Here is a 15,546-nt window from a genome sequence, read left to right on the forward strand (position 1 = left end):
TCTTCGGTACAGTTTGGCTTCGGCATTGCCCGCTCGTTGATCAAGATTCGACACCTGGATTTTCGGGCACACAAGGGCAATGCCGTACTCGTTTGTGGCTCTACTACGGTGAAATATCCGGGCTAGCTTCACCAACCCCCCCGGAGTACCGTATGAAGAAGCTTCTCACGTTGGCCCTGACTGCCGCCGTATCGGCAGGCGCGTTCGCGCAAGCTTTCCCCAGCAAGCCCATCACCTTCGTGGTGCCCTTCGCGGCAGGCGGTCCCACCGACCTCGTGGCACGCCAGCTGGCCGAGGCCATGCGCAAGCCCCTGGGCGACGCCAACATCGTGGTGGAGAACGCCGCTGGCGCCGGTGGCACCATCGCCGGCACCAAGGTGGCGCGCGCCACGCCCGACGGCTACACCTTGCTGGTCTGGCACATCGGCATGGCCGCCACCACCAGCCTGTACCGCAAGCAGCAATTCAAGCCGCTGGAAGACTTCGAATACCTGGGCATGATCAACGACGTGCCCATGACGCTGCTGGGCTCGCCCAAGCTGCCGGCCAACACCTACCGCGACTTCGAGGCCTACATCCGCGCCAATGGCGGCAAGCTCAACCTGGCGCATGCCGGCCTGGGCTCGGCCTCGCACCTGTGCGGCCTGATGTGGCAGTCGGCCGTGAAGCTGGACAAGTCCATGACCACCATCGCCTACCGCGGCACGGGCCCGGCCATGAACGACCTGATCGGCGGGCAGGTGGACGTGATGTGCGACCAGACCACCAACACGACCTCGCAGATCGAGGCCGGCCGCGTGAAGGCCTTTGCCGTGACCACCGCCCAGCCCCTGTCCAAGCACAAGCTGCTCAAGGACTACCCCTCGCTGCAGGAAATGGGCCTCAAGGGCTTCAACCTGACCATCTGGCACGCGCTGTACGCGCCCAAGGGCACGCCGGCCGACGTGGTCAAGAAGATCAACGACGCCCTGCAGGTGGCGCTGAAGGACCCCGAGTTCATCAAGCGCCAGGAGGCCCTGGGCGCACTGGTGGTGACCGACAACCGTGTCACCCCGGCCGGCCACAAGGCCTTCGTGGGCGACCAGATCACCAAGCTCAAGGCCGTGATCGACGCCGCCGGCCAGTTCGCGGATTGAGCGGGGATCACCCCTGCGGCGCTTCGCGCCTCCCCCTCAAGGGGGCGACACCTGCGGCCCGGCAGAGCCGGTTCCGCGGTGTCTCTGGACGAAGACCCTGGCGCCCGATATGACCCCCATCCGGGTGGTGGACTCCATCACCGAGTTGCAGCCCGCCGACGCGGGCTGCATTGCTTTGAGCGGATCGCACGGCGGGCTGAGTTCGGCGCGCTACGCGCTGGCTGCGCGGCCGCTGCTGGCCGTGTTCAACGACGCCGGTGTCGGCAAGGACGGTGCCGGCATTGCCGGACTGGCGCTGCTGCAGGCCCATGGCATTGCCGCCTGCACGGTGTCGCACACGAGCGCCTGCATTGGCCAGGCCGCTTCTACACTGGCCGATGGCGAGCTCAGCCACGCCAATGCCGCCGCCCTGGCGCTCGGTCTGCGGACCGGCCAGGCTCTGGCTTCCCAAATCGAAAGACTGTTCAGGAGACCCGCATGACAACACCCACCACCTTTCCCCGCCGCCGCCTTGTCGCTCTGGCCACGCTGGCCGTCGCCGGCATGGTCCTGCCCGGGATGGCCGCGGCCCAGGGCGCCTGGCCGAACAAGCCGGTGCGCATCGTCGTGCCGTTCGCGCCCGGTGGCACCACCGACATCCTGGCCCGCGTGCTCGCACCCGAGCTCACCAAGGCTTTCGGCCAGCCCTTCGTGGTCGACAACCGCGCCGGTGCCGGTGGCAACATTGGCGCCGACGTGGTGGCCAAGTCGCCTGGCGATGGCTACACCCTGCTCATGGGCACCGTGGGCACGCACGGCATCAACAAGTCGCTGTACTCGAAGCTGCCCTACGACCCGCAGAAGGACTTCGCGCCCATCACCCTGGTGGCAGGCGTGCCCAACGTGATGGTGATGAACACCAAACGCGCACAGGAACTGGGCGTCAACAGCGTGACCGACTTTGTGAAGTACGCCAAGTCCCGTCCGGGCCAGCTCAACATGGCCTCCAGCGGCAACGGCACCTCCATCCACCTGGCGGGTGAGCTGTTCAAGTCGCGCACCGGCGTCTTCATGACCCACATCCCCTACCGCGGCTCCGGTCCGGCCATGACCGACATGCTCGCGGGCGCCATGGACGTGATGTTCGACAACCTGCCCTCGGCCATGCCGCACATCAAGTCCGGCGCGCTCACCGCTTTCGCGGTCACCAGCGGCGTGCGCTCGGCGGCACTGCCCGATGTACCGACCGTGGCGGAAGCGGGCAAGCTCGACGGCTTCGAGGCCAGTTCCTGGTTCGGCCTGCTGGCACCAGCCGGTACGCCCGCCGACATCGTCAGCCGCCTGCAGCAGGAAACCGCCAAGGCGCTGAATCAGCCCGCCGTGAAGGAGCGCCTGCTGGCACAGGGCGCGATCCCCGGTGGCAACACGCCCCAGGAATTCACCCGCATGATCGACGCGGAGATCGCCAAGTGGGCGCCCGTGGTGAAGGCGTCGGGCGCGCGGGTGGACTGAGGCCTTCCTTCAGACGCCCCAGACGATATCCACTCCCGCCTTTTCGCAGCGCTGCAGCATCTCGATGAAAGGGGTGCTGCGCATGCGCAGGCTGACCGGGTCGAAGTGGGGCGCGGGCTCTCCGCGGGTCTGTGCCTCGTCCTTCAGGCGCTTCTGGCGCGCCTCGTCGTCCGCCACGGCCGTGCGGATGGCCTGCACGGCCGCGGGCATCTGGTCGGGCTGAATCACACCCGGGCCCGAGGGGTCCTTGCCCATGATTTCGAGCATGCGTCGGCCGTGCTGCTCCAGCATGACGAGGTCGCCCGTTTCGCGGGACTTGAATCGGTACACGGACATGGTGTGCCTCCTGTGGTGAGGTGCAAGACCATTCTTGCACCAATGCGCCGCTGAGACCTATCGCCTTGTGGGCAAGCGGGTTTCGCGGGTGCCGCAGCCGCGGTCGGCTACGGGTTTACCCGGTTGGCGCCATATATTTTAAGCCTAAACTAATTAGGCATGAAAACATCGGTTCCAGCGCTGCAGCGCATCCTGTGCATCGGCGGGGGCCCGGCCGGCCTGTACTTCGCGCTGCTGATGAAGCGGCGCGACCCGTCACTGACCATCACCGTGGTCGAGCGCAACCGGCCTTTCGATACCTTCGGCTGGGGCGTGGTGCTGTCGGACCAGACACTGGGCAACCTGCGCGGCGCCGACCCCGAATCCGCCGCCCTGATTGGTGAGGCATTCAACCACTGGGACGACATCGAGGTGTTCTTCAAGGGCGGGCGCGTGCGCTCGGGCGGGCATGGCTTCTGCGGCATCGGGCGCAAGAAGCTGCTCAACATCCTGCAGGAGCGCTGCCTCGCGCTGGGCGTGAACCTGGTGTTCGAGACCGACGTCACCGACGACCAGGCCCTGGCCGCGCAATACAACGCCGACCTGGTGATCGCCAGCGACGGCCTCAACAGCCGCATCCGCACTCGCTACGCCGACACCTTCCAGCCCGACATCGACACCCGGCAATGCCGTTTCGTCTGGCTTGGCACGAAGAAGACCTTCGACGCCTTCACTTTCGCCTTCGTGCAGACCGAGCACGGCTGGTTCCAGGCCCACGCCTACAAGTTCGACGGCGAAACTTCCACCTTCATCGTGGAAACGCCTGAAGCCGTCTGGAAGGCGCACGGCATTGACCAGATGAGCCAGGAAGACGGCGTGGCCTTCTGCGAAAAGCTGTTCGCCCCGTACCTCGACGGCCACGGACTCATCAGCAACGCGACCCACCTGCGCGGCTCGGCGATCTGGATCCGCTTCCCGCGCGTGATCTGCAACACCTGGGTGCACCGCCAGGACATCGCCGGCCGACAGACACCCATCGTGCTCATGGGCGACGCCGCCCACACCGCGCACTTCTCGATTGGCAGCGGCACCAAGCTCGCGCTGGAAGACGCGATCGACCTGGCCGACGAGTTCTCGCGCCACGCGAACGCCGACGTGGCCGAGGTGCTGCAGGGCTACGAAGCGCGGCGCAGCGTCGAGGTGCTCAAGATCCAGAACGCCGCGCGCAACTCCACCGAATGGTTCGAGCACGTGGACCGCTACACCGGCATGGAGGTCGAGCAGTTCGCCTATTCGCTGCTCACGCGCAGCCAGCGCATCAGCCACGAAAACCTGCGCCTGCGCGATGCGCGGTGGCTGGAAGGGTATGAGAACTGGCTCGCGGCACAGGCCATGCCTGGCAGCGCACCGAAGAAGCACCCGACGCCACCGATGCTGCTGCCCCTCACGGTGCGTGGCCTCACACTGAAGAACCGCATCGTCGTCTCGCCCATGGCGCAGTACAGCGCGCAGGACGGCGTGGTAGGCGACTACCACCTGGTGCATCTGGGCGCGCGCGCCCTGGGTGGCGCCGCGCTGGTGATGGTGGAGATGACCAGCCCCACACCAGAGGGCCGCATCACGCCTGGCTGCCCGGGCTTGTGGAACGACGCACAAGAAGCTGGCATGCGACGCATCGTCGACTTCGTCCACGGCAGCAGCAGCGCGAAGATCGGCCTGCAACTGGGCCACAGCGGCGCCAAGGGCTCCACGCAGCTGGGCTGGGAACAGATCGACGAACCCCTGCACGCAGGCAACTGGCCGCTGCTCTCGGCCAGCGCCGTGCCCTATGGCGAACAGAACCAGGTGCCGCGCGCCATGACCCGCGCCGACATGGACGCCATGACCGCCGCGTTCGTCGCATCGACGAAACGCGCCGCAGAAGCCGGTTTCGACTGGCTGGAGCTGCACTGCGCGCATGGCTACCTGCTCTCGGCCTTCATCTGCCCGCTGACCAACCTGCGCACCGACGAGTACGGCGACTCGCTGGCCAACCGCTGCCGCTACCCGCTGGAGGTGTTTGCCGCCATGCGCGCGGTGTGGCCGCAGGACAAGCCGTTGAGCGTGCGCATCTCCGCCCACGACTGGGCACCGGGTGGCAACACGCCGGACGATGCGGTCGAGATGGCGCGCCTGTTCAAGGCGGCGGGCTGCGACGTGATCGACGTGTCCTCGGGCCAGACCACGCGCCAGGCGAAACCGGTCTACGGCCGCATGTACCAGACCCCGTTCGCCGACCGCGTTCGCAACGAGGCCGGCATCCTGACCATGGCGGTGGGCGCGATCAGCGAGGCCGACCACGCCAACAGCATCATCGCCGCCGGCCGGGCGGACCTTTGCGCCGTGGCGCGCCCGCACCTGGCCGACCCGGCCTGGACGTTGCACGAGGCGGCGAAACTGCAGACCCGTGCCATCGAATGGCCGCGCCCCTATGAGAGCGGGCGCGACCAGCTCTACCGCGAAATCGCTCGCCAGCAGGCCCTCAACGCCACGCCGCCATGAAAAGCTCCACGCTCGACCTCGAAGCCCGCGCCCACAGCGAACACGCCCACGAGCTGCGCCTGTGGCTGCGGCTGCTGACCTGCTCCCAGCTGATCGAGAAACGTGTGCGCGCCGGCCTGCGCGAGCAGTTCGACACCACGCTGCCGCGCTTCGACCTCATGGCCCAGCTTGAGCGCCACCCCGAGGGCCTGAAGATGAAGGAGCTCTCGCACCGGCTCATGGTGACCGGCGGCAATGTCACCGGCATCACCGACCAACTCGTGAACGAGGGCCTGGTCGAACGCATGGGCGTGGACGGCGACCGGCGCGCCTTTCGCGTGCGCCTGACCGACCACGGCCGCACCAGTTTCGTGGACATGGCACGCCAGCACGAGCAGTGGATCGTCGAAGCCTTCGAAGGCATGAGCCCGCGCGACCTGGACAGCCTGCACAGGCTGCTGGGCAAGGTCAAGCAGCAACAACTCGAACTCAACCGGCGCCTGGACGCCGAGGACCCGACATGAAGCACCCCATCCCCGACCACAACCCGATGCGCGGCCAGTACCGCCCCATGGCCAGCGAAGCCCCCGCGCATTTCACGCTCAGCGTGAACGACGGCGTGGCCACCGTCACGCTCAACCGGCCCGAACGCAAGAATCCGCTGACCTTCGATTCGTACGCCGAACTGCGCGACTGGTTCCTGGGCCTGCAGAAAGCCACCGACATCAAGGCCGTGGTGCTCACCGGTGCGGGCGACAACTTCTGCTCGGGTGGTGACGTGCACGAGATCATCGGCCCGCTCACGAAGATGAGCATGCCCGAGCTGCTGGCCTTCACGCGCATGACCGGCGCGCTGGTCAGCGCCATGCGCGCCTGCCCGCAGCCCATCGTGGCCGCCATCGATGGCGTGTGCGCCGGGGCCGGCGCCATGATGGCCCTGGCCTCCGACCTGCGCCTGGGCACGCCCGAGACCCACACCGCCTTCCTGTTCACCCGCGTTGGTCTGGCCGGCGCCGACATGGGCGCGTGCGCCTTGCTGCCGCGCATGATCGGCCAGGGCCGCGCGAGCGAGCTGCTGTTCACGGGCCGCGCCATGACCGCCACCGAAGGCCACGCCTGGGGCTTCTTCAACGCGCTGCACGACCGCGCCGCGCTGCTGCCCGCCGCGCACCAGCTGGCCACGCAACTCGCGCAGGGACCGACCTTCGCGCACGGCATGACCAAGACCATGCTGCACCAGGAATGGGCCATGACGCTGGACCAGGCCATCGAGGCCGAAGCCCAGGCGCAGGCGATCTGCATGCAGACGCAGGATTTCCGCCGCGCATACGAAGCGTTCGCCGCGAAGCAGCGCCCGGTCTTCGAAGGCGATTGAGGGGCAGACACGATGGTCGCGTTCGAACACCCCCACGGCATGCACCCGCCTCAGGCGCAGTGGGAACTGCCTTTCTTCGAGCCCCACCACGCCGCGCTGGCGCAGCGCCTGGCCGACTGGAGCGCGCTGCAACACGTGGACGAGAGCGACGACCGTGCCGCCTGCAAGGACTGGGTGCAGCGCCTGGGCGAAGCCGGCTGGCTGCGCTACTGCGTGCCCGCGGCGCAGGGTGGCGCGCTGCCCGAACTCGATTCGCGCTCGCTGGTGGTTCTGCGCGAGACGCTGGCCTTCCACTCGCCGCTGGCCGACTTCGCCTTCGCCATGCAGGGCCTGGGCAGCGGCGCCATCACGCTCGCGGGCACACCCGCGCAGCAGGCGAAGTACCTGGGCGCCGTGGCCCGCGGCGAGAAGATCGCGGCGTTCGCGCTCAGCGAGCCCGAGGCCGGCTCCGACGTGGCCGCCATGGCCACGCGCGCGGTACAGACCGGTGACGGCTGGACGCTGGACGGCAGCAAGACCTGGATCAGCAACGGCGACCTGGCGGACTTCTACGTCGTCTTCGCCAAGACCGACCCGGATGCCGGCGCGCGCGGCATCAGTGCCTTCATCGTCGACGCACCGCACGCCGGCCTGGACAGCAGCGCGCACATCCACGTGATGGCGCCCCACCCACTGGCCACGCTGCACTTCGCGGGCTGCGAGATCGCCAGCGACGCCATGCTCGGCACGCTGCATGGCGGGTTCAAGCTGGCCATGCGCACGCTGGACATCTTCCGCGCCTCGGTGGCCGCCGCTGCGCTGGGCATGGCGCGCCGGGCCTTCGCAGAAGCCGTGGCGCACGCCAGGCAGCGCAGGATGTTCGGCCAGACGCTGGCCGACTTCCAGCTCACGCAGGCGCGCCTGGGCGAGATGAGCGCGCTGATCGACGCGGCCGCCCTGCTCACCTACCGCGCCGCCTGGCAACGCGACCGCAGCGCCACGCAGGGCGCGGGCACGCCCGCCTACACCGCCGCCGCCGCCAGCGCCAAGCTCAGCGCCACCGAGAACGCGCAGCGCGTGATCGACATGGCGCTGCAGATGTTCGGCGGGCGCGGCGTGCAGGTCGGCCAGAAGATTGAAAGCCTGTACCGCGACATCCGCTCGCTGCGCATCTACGAAGGCGCCAGCGAGGTGCAACTGCTCATCCTTGGCAAGGCCGCGCTGCGCGCCTGATCACACCGCCACCACCATGTCCACACGCCCCGTCCCCAGCGCACAAGCCGACCACTTCGTGCACGACCGCCTGCCCCCACCCGGGCAGTGGCCCGAGCTGCGCTTCGACCGACCCGAGCTGCAGTTGCCCGACCAGGTCAACGCGGTGCAGGCCCTGTTCGAACGCGCCCTGGCCGCCGGTCACGGTGACCGTCCACTGTTGCGCAGCGACGAACGCACCCTCAGTTACGCGCAAGCACAGGCCGAGGTGAACCGCATCGCCAACGCGTTGACCGGGGAGCTGGGCCTGGTGCCGGGCAACCGCGTGCTGCTGCGCGGCGGCAACTCGGTGGCCATGGCGCTGGCCTGGCTGGCCACGGTGCAGGCCGGGCTGATCGCGGTGGCCACCATGCCGCTGCTGCGCGCGAAGGAACTCGGCGCCATCATCGCCAAGGCACAGCCTTCGCTGGCGCTGTGCGACGTCAAGCTGCAAGACGAACTCCGCGCCGCGCTCGCGGCCGACCCGGACCACGCGGGCATGCCCTTGCGGGTGTTCAACACCGGTGGCACGGACGGCTCGCAGTCCCTGGAGGCGCTGGCCGCACGCCAGCCGGAACGCGCCACGCCCTGCCCCACCGCCGCCACCGACATCGCGCTGCTGGCCTTCACCTCCGGCACCACCGGCACACCGAAGGCCGCGGTGCACACCCACCGCGACGTGCTGGCCGCCTGCGAGACCTGGCCGCGCCACGTGCTGCGCGCCACCCCCGAGGACATCGTGCTGGGCTCGCCCCCGCTGGCCTTCACCTTCGGCCTGGGTGGCCTGCTGGTGTTCCCGATGTGGGCGGGTGCCTCGGTGTACTTCCCGTCCATTCCCTATACGCCTGAGGCGATGGTGCAGCTCATCGGCCGCGTGGGAGCGACCATCTGCTACACCGCGCCCACCTTCTACCGCCAGATGGCCCCGTTCGCGCAGCGCCACGGCATTGGCCGCCTGCGCATCAGCGTGAGCGCGGGCGAGGGCCTGCCCGACGCCACGCGCCAGCTCTGGAAAGACGCCACCGGGCTGGAGATGCTCGACGGCATCGGCGCCACCGAGATGTTCCACATCTTCATTTCCTCGCCGCCCGAAGCGGTGCGCCGCGGTGCCATCGGCCAGGTGGTGCCGGGCTACCAGGCGCGCGTGGTCGGCGATGACGGCCAGCCGCTGCCGATCGGCGAAGTCGGCAAGCTCGCCGTGATCGGCCCGACCGGCTGCAAGTACCTGGACGAGCCGCGCCAGACGCAGTACGTCAAGGGCGGCTGGAACTACCCCGGCGACGCCTTCAGCCAGGACGCCGACGGCTACTTCTTCTACCAGGCGCGCACCGACGACATGATCATCACCGCCGGCTACAACGTGGCCGGACCCGAGGTGGAGGCCACGCTGCTGCTGCACCCGGCCGTGGCCGAGTGCGGCGTGGTCGGCAAGCCCGACGACGAGCGCGGCCAGATCGTCGTGGCCTACGTGGTGCTCAAGCCTGGCGAGGCCGCCGACGCCGCGCAAGTGAAGGCCTTGCAGGACCATGTGAAGCAGCACATGGCACCGTACAAGTACCCGCGCGAGGTGGTCTTCGTGACCACGTTGCCCCGCACCGAGACCGGCAAGCTGCAGCGCTTCGCGCTGCGCCAGCAGGCCCACCAGAACCCCTGAGACCGAAAGAGATGAAGCACCTGCAACCGCCCGGCTGGGCAGCACCCAAAGGCTACGCCAACGGCATCGCCGCGCGCGGCACCCACGTCTACGTGGGCGGCCAGATCGGCTGGAACGCCGCCCAGGCGTTCGAGAGCGACGACTTCATCGCGCAGACACGCCAGACCCTGCTCAATGTGCGCGAGGTGCTCGCCTGCGCAGACGCCGGCCCGCAGCACATGGTGCGCATGACCTGGTACGTGACCGATCGCGAGGAATACAACGCGCGCCTGCGCGAACTGGGCGAGGTCTACCGCGAGGTGATGGGCCGCCACTTCCCGGCCATGACCTGCGTGGAGGTCAGTGCCTTGATGGAGGCGCGGGCGAAAGTGGAGATCGAAGTGACGGCGGTCGTGCCCGACTAGGGTCCCACCAGGGCCACGCTCACCAGAGCGCGGAATCGCGCATGTCCTGCATCTTGCGCCGGTCGCGCTGCAGGCGTCCCTGCACGACGACAAACACCGCGACGGCCAGCGCGACACCCACCAGCACACCTTCGCCCGTGGACAGGGCCCGGCCCAGCCAGGCCGCCGCCGCCCATGCAATGGCGGCGAGACCGGCGGCCCACACGGCAATGGCCAGGGCGATCAACAGCAGACGTCGGGACATGGGGGCGGGGGTGTCATGGGGCAGGAGGGGGATTTTCGCATTCCCGCTCCAGTTTGGGTAACTACACTGGCAGCCTGCTTACACGCGTCACACCCTGCAATGGACATCCTGATTCTGGCCCTGGCGGTTGCCTCGTGCGTCGTCTTCTTCAACGCACAGGCGCAGAGACGGCGCATCGCATTGCTGGGCCGGCATCTTGGCCGGTACCAGATCGAGGCCTTGATGGAGAACATCACACAGGGTTACCTGCGCGCGCTGGGCGAGGACGACCCCGCGCGCCGCGACCAGATCTGGAGCCTGCTCAACGGCGCCGAGGCCTCGATTGCCGAGCAGTTCGGCCGCTTCGCCAGCGATTTCGCCAAGGTCGACACGGCATCGGCGCGCGTGAGCCGTCTGCCGCTGGCATGGGCCAGCCAGCTCTTCCCCTCTGCGGGCTTCGACCTGCGCGACGCCTTGCGCATCCACGCGCGGGGCATCGCCGATGCCGCGGCCAACCAGGCGCAACGCTCGCCGCGCGACAAGGCCTTTCTGCTCTCGGCCGAGCTGTTCCTGATGCAGCACACCTGCCACTGGTACTGCCGTTCGAGGGCGACCGCATCGGCACGCCTGCTTCGACGCCACCAGACCAGCCACGCGCAGGTGCTGGCCGCCGTGTCACCCGAGACGCGCCGGGCCTACGCCGCGTTGACCGGCGTCTGAGACCGCGCTCAGCCCACCGCGTCGCGGTTGCACTTCTTGGTGAAGCTGGTCTTCGCCGCGCCCGAGAGTTTCTTCTCGGCCGACGCCATGTCGCAGGCGGCCGCGGCGTCCCGGGTGCACTTCTTCAGGAACGAGGTCTTGGCCGCACCGGCCAGTTTCTTTTCCATGGCGGCTGCGTTGCAGCTCATGCCTTCGGCCAGGGAGGCAACGGGCACAAGGGCGGCGAACGCGAGGGTACAGGCGACGACGAGGCGCATGGGGGTCTCCGGGTTGAAAGCGCCATTGGAGACGCGAGCCCGAGCGCTGTCAAGAATACCCTCCTGGGGTACTCCATCCGGCCTTGCGGACGGCGCCGTCAGGGCGCCTGCCGGGACAGCACCCGGGCCAGCGCGCCCGGCAGCTCTCCGGCCTGGCGCACCAGGGTGCCATGGCCCAGCGCCCGCGCCAGCACCTCAGGCGCGCCCGGGCTGAACACCAGGCCCCGCACCGCCACACCCTGGCGCAGCGCTTCGTGCCCGGCACGCTGCAGGTCGGCCGGCAGGTAGCCGGGGTCGTGCACGTCGATGTCGTGCAGCTCGTCATCGGTAAACAGCACGACCACGCGCCGGTGCGCCGGGTGCCGGCGTGCGTCCGAGGCCTGCAGCTGCAGGGCATGGCGCAACGCGGCACCCATGCGGGTGGAAGCTTCACCGCGCAGCACCGGCAGCGCGGCACGTGCCATGGTGTCGTCCCAACCCTTGAGGCACGGCATCCGGACCTGGTGCCGGCCCTCGCTGGAGAAGGCCCAGAGGGCCGTGCGATGACCTATCCGCTGCAGCGCCAGCGCGGCCGTGGCAGCCGCCTGCTGCATCTGTTCGCTCGCGGCACCCCGGGTGGAGGCCGACGCGTCGAGCAAGAGCAGCACCGCGAGAGGCGAACACGGCCGCCCCTGGCGCCGGTACACACGCGGATCGGGTGCGCGACGGGCGCGCAGGTCCAGCCCGGTGTCGACCAGCGCCGCCGGGTGCAGGTCTTCGCCGGTGGCCGCGCGCCCGCCCATGCGTTGCAGCGGCCCCTGCAGCCCCGCGAGCCGCGCGGCCAGTCGGCGCGCCGGGCCGGCCACGCCGGGCATGTGGATGCGATCCGCGAACGGCGGCGCACGCGTGTGCACACTGCACCAGTCGGGTCGGTAGCGGCGAATGCGGTGGTCCCATTCCGGGTGCCGCGCCACCGGCGCTTCGTTGCCCGGCCCGGGGGCCTCGGGGTGCGCATCCGCCGCTGCGCCGCCTTCGCGGACGGGGCCCGCGTCTCCCGACAACACCGCGTCCGAGGGTGGCAGGCTCGCGTCTGGCAACCAGAGGTGGCTGTTGTCGTCGCGGCAGGTGGCATGCACCGCATAGGTTCTGGCGTTGAACGGCAGGCGCATCTGCCCGATGTCGTGCCCCAACCGCGAGGCCGCTGCGCGCACGTCGCCGGGCGTGCGAAGGGCCAGCGTGTGGCCGTCGGCGGCGAAGAACATCGACTTCACGCGCGCAATCCAGGGGTGCGGGTCAGCATGTGCGGGTGCCAGCAGGCAGGCCGACAGGCGCGCGAGCAGGTCTTCAAAACCACTCCCACGCAGTGCCCCCGGCCCGCAGTGATACGGCCACCACACCGCACGCAGACCGGGCAGCTCCTGCAGCGCAAGCCACTCCACGCGCGCGTCCTCCAGCACGCCGAGCAAGGCCTGCTGCACCTGCTTGAGCCCGGCCCGGGATTGGGGCGGGCCGCCAAAACGCGCGTGCGCGGCGGCATGGGCGGCCACCGCGAGCGCGTGGTCGCGCGCGATCGCCGGCAGTGCGGGCGGCAGGTGCAGCACGTGCGGGCCGTCCCCGTCGCGTGTGATCACGGGCCGGGCGCCTTCGCCGCGCGCCTGTGGCATGGTCTCGGTGCGCCACGGCTGGCCCCACAGCGCCCGGGCCAGGTTCGCCATCTGCGCCAGAGGTTCGGTGGACACGGCGCGACCGGCTCAGAAGCTGGCACGCACCAGCGCGTGCAGCACCTCGACCAGTTCGGGGTCGTCGCTGAGCGGATCGGCCATCGCCTGCAGGGCCGCGGCCCGCGGTGGCAAGCCGGCGCGCACCAGCAGCGCGGCATGCACCAGCATGCGGGTGGACGCGCCCTCGTCCAGACCCTGGTCCTGCAAGCGCCGGGTGCGCCCGCCCAGTGCCACCAGGCGCTGCGCGGTCGTGTCGTCCACACCGCCCTCGCGCGCCACGATGGCGGCTTCGGTGGCCGGTTCGGGGTAGTCGAAGGCCAGCGCCACGAAGCGCTGGCGCGTCGAAGGCTTGAGCGCCTTGTGCAGGCCCTGGTAGCCCGGGTTGTAGCTGACCACGAGCTGAAAGTCCGGGTGCGCAGGCAGCATCTCGCCATGGCGCTCCAGCGGCAGCACGCGGCGCGTGTCGGCCAGCGGGTGCAGCAACACCGTGGTGTCGGAGCGCGCCTCCAGCAGTTCGTCCAGGTAGCACAGCGCGCCATGGCGCGCGGCCAGCGCCAGCGGCCCGTCCATCCAGCGCGTGCCCTGCGCGTCAAGCAGCCAGCGCCCGGCGAGATCGCCCGCCGTCAGGTCTTCGTGGCAGGCGACGGTGACCAGAGGCAGCTTGAGCCGCCAGGCCATGTGCTCGACGAAGCGCGTCTTGCCACAGCCCGTGGGACCTTTGAGCAGCACCGGCAGGCGTGCCGTGCGCGCGGCCTCGAAAGCGGCGATCTCACCGCCCACCGGCTGGTAGAACGGCTCCCGGGCAAGGCGCCAGTCGGCCAGTGGATCGGCGGCAGACACCGTCAGCGGTGGCCGACGGTGGCCGGGTTGGGAATGCCCTCGATCGGACATTCCTCCGTCCCCACCATGGGCCGCGTGATCGCCTCCACCGCCTTCTGCGTGCCTTCGGGGTCGTTGACCCAGTTGGCGTAGAAGCCATACGGGCAGGCGGCCGCGCCCTTGTCGCCATCGCGGGAGTTGATCATGCCGGTGTAGCCGCGGTGCAGCAGCTTGAACAGGTGGTTCTCGCTCTGCGCGTTCTTGCGGAAGTCGCGAATCAGGCTGGTCGAAAGCGCGGCGTACTGCACGCCGTAGTCTTCCTCGCCGCATTCGCCCAGCGTGCGCCCGTCAAAACCGATGAGGGCGCTGTGTCCGAAGTAGCTGTAGACACCGTCGAAGCCCGACGCATTGGCCACCGCCACGTAGCTGTTGTTGGCCCAGGCCATGGCTTTGGCCATGAGCACCTGCTGGTCCTTGGCGGGGTACATGTAGCCCTGGCAGCGCACGATGAGCTCGGCGCCCTTCATGGCGCAGTCGCGCCAGATCTCGGGGTAGTTGCCGTCGTCGCAGATGATGAGGCTGATCTTCAGGCCCTTGGGGCCTTCGGAGACGTAGGTGCAGTTGCCGGGGTACCAGCCTTCAATGGGCACCCAGGGCATGATCTTGCGGTACTTCTGCACGATCTCGCCCTGGTCGTTCATCAGGATCAGCGTGTTGTAGGGCGCCTTGTACGGGTGCTCTTCATGTTGCTCGCCGGTGAGCGAGAACACGCCCCACACCCTGGCCTTGCGGCAGGCCTCGGCGAATATCTCGGTCTCGGCTCCGGGCACGGTGGACGCGGTGTCGTACATCTCCTTCGCGTCATACATGATGCCGTGCGTGCTGTACTCGGGAAAGATCACCAGGTCCATGCCGGGCAGGCCACTCTTCATGCCCACGATCATGTCGGCGATCTTGCGCGCGTTGTCCAGCACCTCGGCCTTGGTGTGCAGGCGTGGCATCTTGTAATTGACCACGGCCACGCCGACCGTGTCCTTGCTGCTTGAAATGTCGCCGTGCATCATGGCAGTTCAACCTCGCTGTGGGAAATGGATGGGACGGCGGCCATTGTGGAAGCGGGCCCGGACATGGCGTATACGTCAATTGACGTAGCCGGCAGCGGCGTCAGAATGCCCGCGACAACGGAGACATTCACCATGCGCACCCTGAACCGGTTGCGGTCGAGCACGCTCCTTCTGGCCGCCCTCGCAGGCACCGCGGCGGGCGCGGACTCGTCGCTGGACGGCCATCCGGCCGTCACGCAGTACCTGATGAACGACGCACCCTTCGTCGTCTTCGGCGTCACGCCCACCCGCCTGGGCGCCGCGTCCACCCACCTCACGCTCAGCTTCATCGCCACCGATCCGCTGCAGCAGGTGCACGTCTTCCCGTTCGTGCGGCGCACACCCTACGACCCGGCGCGGCTGCAGCCACACGTGCCCTGCGGTCCCCGGGATGCGGGGTCCTGGGACTGCCGCATCCCGGTGGCCGAGCTGCTGCGCAAGCTCCAGGACGGCGAGGGTGAACTGGGCCTGCGCATCGAGGCCCACGGCGACTTGCGCGTGCGGGGCGAGCACAGCACTGTGATCGTCACGCTGCCGGTGGGCAGCAGCAGGAGCACCACCGCAGCGGCCAGCCGCTGAGCGCATGCGACCGCGCGTTC

The 15,546-nt window shown here is 69.0% G+C and carries 17 protein-coding genes; 11 read left to right on the plus strand and 6 right to left on the minus strand.

The features are described from left to right. The first annotated feature begins 152 nt into the window (after positions 1-152). The 3 genes from AB7P10_RS19495 (at position 153) to AB7P10_RS19505 (ending at position 2,627) form a co-directional block, all read left to right on the plus strand. A complete protein-coding gene (locus tag AB7P10_RS19495) occupies positions 153-1,136 on the plus strand; it encodes a tripartite tricarboxylate transporter substrate-binding protein (RefSeq protein WP_428295500.1) in 984 nt (327 codons plus the stop codon). A 109-nt stretch (positions 1,137-1,245) separates the two neighbouring features. After that, a complete protein-coding gene (locus tag AB7P10_RS19500) occupies positions 1,246-1,617 on the plus strand; it encodes a hypothetical protein (RefSeq protein WP_428295501.1) in 372 nt (123 codons plus the stop codon). Beyond that, on the plus strand, positions 1,614-2,627 hold the full coding sequence (locus AB7P10_RS19505) for a Bug family tripartite tricarboxylate transporter substrate binding protein (protein WP_428295502.1): 1,014 nt from the start codon (positions 1,614-1,616) through the stop codon (positions 2,625-2,627). Before AB7P10_RS19500 ends, AB7P10_RS19505 begins: the two co-directional genes overlap by 4 nt. Before the next feature lie 9 nt (positions 2,628-2,636). Here AB7P10_RS19505 and AB7P10_RS19510 read toward each other — a convergent pair whose 3' ends face one another. After that, the gene (locus AB7P10_RS19510) at positions 2,637-2,963 is read right to left on the minus strand and encodes a DUF1840 domain-containing protein (protein ID WP_428295503.1); all 327 of its coding nucleotides are present in this window, start codon (positions 2,961-2,963) and stop codon (positions 2,637-2,639) included. A gap of 159 nt (positions 2,964-3,122) precedes the next feature. Here AB7P10_RS19510 and AB7P10_RS19515 point away from each other — a divergent pair, with 159 nt between their 5' ends. From AB7P10_RS19515 to AB7P10_RS19540, 6 genes are read left to right on the plus strand one after another with little or no spacing between them, the layout of a single operon-like run. Then, positions 3,123-5,483: a bifunctional salicylyl-CoA 5-hydroxylase/oxidoreductase gene (locus AB7P10_RS19515; RefSeq protein ID WP_428295504.1), complete on the plus strand. Its 2,361-nt coding sequence runs from the start codon at positions 3,123-3,125 to the stop codon at positions 5,481-5,483. Next, the gene (locus AB7P10_RS19520) at positions 5,480-5,986 is read left to right on the plus strand and encodes a MarR family winged helix-turn-helix transcriptional regulator (RefSeq protein ID WP_428295505.1); all 507 of its coding nucleotides are present in this window, start codon (positions 5,480-5,482) and stop codon (positions 5,984-5,986) included. Before AB7P10_RS19515 ends, AB7P10_RS19520 begins: the two co-directional genes overlap by 4 nt. Further along, positions 5,983-6,837, plus strand: coding sequence for an enoyl-CoA hydratase family protein (locus AB7P10_RS19525; RefSeq protein ID WP_428295506.1), 855 nt, complete (start codon positions 5,983-5,985; stop codon positions 6,835-6,837). Before AB7P10_RS19520 ends, AB7P10_RS19525 begins: the two co-directional genes overlap by 4 nt. A 12-nt stretch (positions 6,838-6,849) precedes the next feature. Continuing rightward, positions 6,850-8,049, plus strand: a complete 1,200-nt coding sequence (locus AB7P10_RS19530; protein WP_428295507.1) for an acyl-CoA dehydrogenase family protein — start codon at positions 6,850-6,852, stop codon at positions 8,047-8,049. A gap of 16 nt (positions 8,050-8,065) precedes the next feature. Beyond that, positions 8,066-9,721 (plus strand): AMP-binding protein, encoded by a 1,656-nt coding sequence (locus AB7P10_RS19535; protein ID WP_428295508.1) that lies wholly within the window; start codon positions 8,066-8,068, stop codon positions 9,719-9,721. 11 nt (positions 9,722-9,732) lie between these two features. Then, complete coding sequence (locus tag AB7P10_RS19540) at positions 9,733-10,125, plus strand: RidA family protein (protein WP_428295509.1); 393 nt, start codon at positions 9,733-9,735, stop codon at positions 10,123-10,125. 19 nt (positions 10,126-10,144) lie between these two features. Here the strand turns inward: AB7P10_RS19540 and AB7P10_RS19545 are convergent, their stop codons facing one another. Further along, the gene (locus tag AB7P10_RS19545; protein WP_428295510.1) at positions 10,145-10,369 is read right to left on the minus strand and encodes a hypothetical protein; all 225 of its coding nucleotides are present in this window, start codon (positions 10,367-10,369) and stop codon (positions 10,145-10,147) included. 99 nt (positions 10,370-10,468) lie between these two features. On the opposite strand from AB7P10_RS19545, the gene AB7P10_RS19550 reads away from it, so the two are divergent. Beyond that, complete coding sequence (locus AB7P10_RS19550; RefSeq protein ID WP_428295511.1) at positions 10,469-11,068, plus strand: hypothetical protein; 600 nt, start codon at positions 10,469-10,471, stop codon at positions 11,066-11,068. Positions 11,069-11,076: 8 nt separating this feature from the next. On the opposite strand, the gene AB7P10_RS19555 is transcribed toward AB7P10_RS19550, so the two are convergent. From AB7P10_RS19555 to AB7P10_RS19570, 4 genes are all read right to left on the minus strand, one after another. Beyond that, positions 11,077-11,325: a hypothetical protein gene (locus AB7P10_RS19555; protein WP_428295512.1), complete on the minus strand. Its 249-nt coding sequence runs from the start codon at positions 11,323-11,325 to the stop codon at positions 11,077-11,079. Between the two features lie 98 nt (positions 11,326-11,423). Next, complete coding sequence (locus AB7P10_RS19560) at positions 11,424-13,043, minus strand: nitric oxide reductase activation protein NorD (RefSeq protein ID WP_428295513.1); 1,620 nt, start codon at positions 13,041-13,043, stop codon at positions 11,424-11,426. Between the two features lie 12 nt (positions 13,044-13,055). Next, on the minus strand, positions 13,056-13,916 hold the full coding sequence (locus tag AB7P10_RS19565) for a CbbQ/NirQ/NorQ/GpvN family protein (RefSeq protein WP_428295514.1): 861 nt from the start codon (positions 13,914-13,916) through the stop codon (positions 13,056-13,058). Continuing rightward, entirely contained in the window at positions 13,868-14,908 is a 1,041-nt protein-coding gene (locus AB7P10_RS19570; protein ID WP_428295515.1) for an aliphatic amidase, read from the minus strand. Before AB7P10_RS19570 ends, AB7P10_RS19565 begins: the two co-directional genes overlap by 49 nt. Before the next feature lie 132 nt (positions 14,909-15,040). On the opposite strand from AB7P10_RS19570, the gene AB7P10_RS19575 reads away from it, so the two are divergent. Continuing rightward, positions 15,041-15,526, plus strand: coding sequence for a hypothetical protein (locus AB7P10_RS19575; RefSeq protein WP_428295516.1), 486 nt, complete (start codon positions 15,041-15,043; stop codon positions 15,524-15,526). Positions 15,527-15,546: the final 20 nt, after the last annotated feature.

Origin of the sequence: Hydrogenophaga sp. (genome assembly GCF_050182545.1) — a bacterium.
GTDB lineage: Bacteria > Pseudomonadota > Gammaproteobacteria > Burkholderiales > Burkholderiaceae_C > Hydrogenophaga.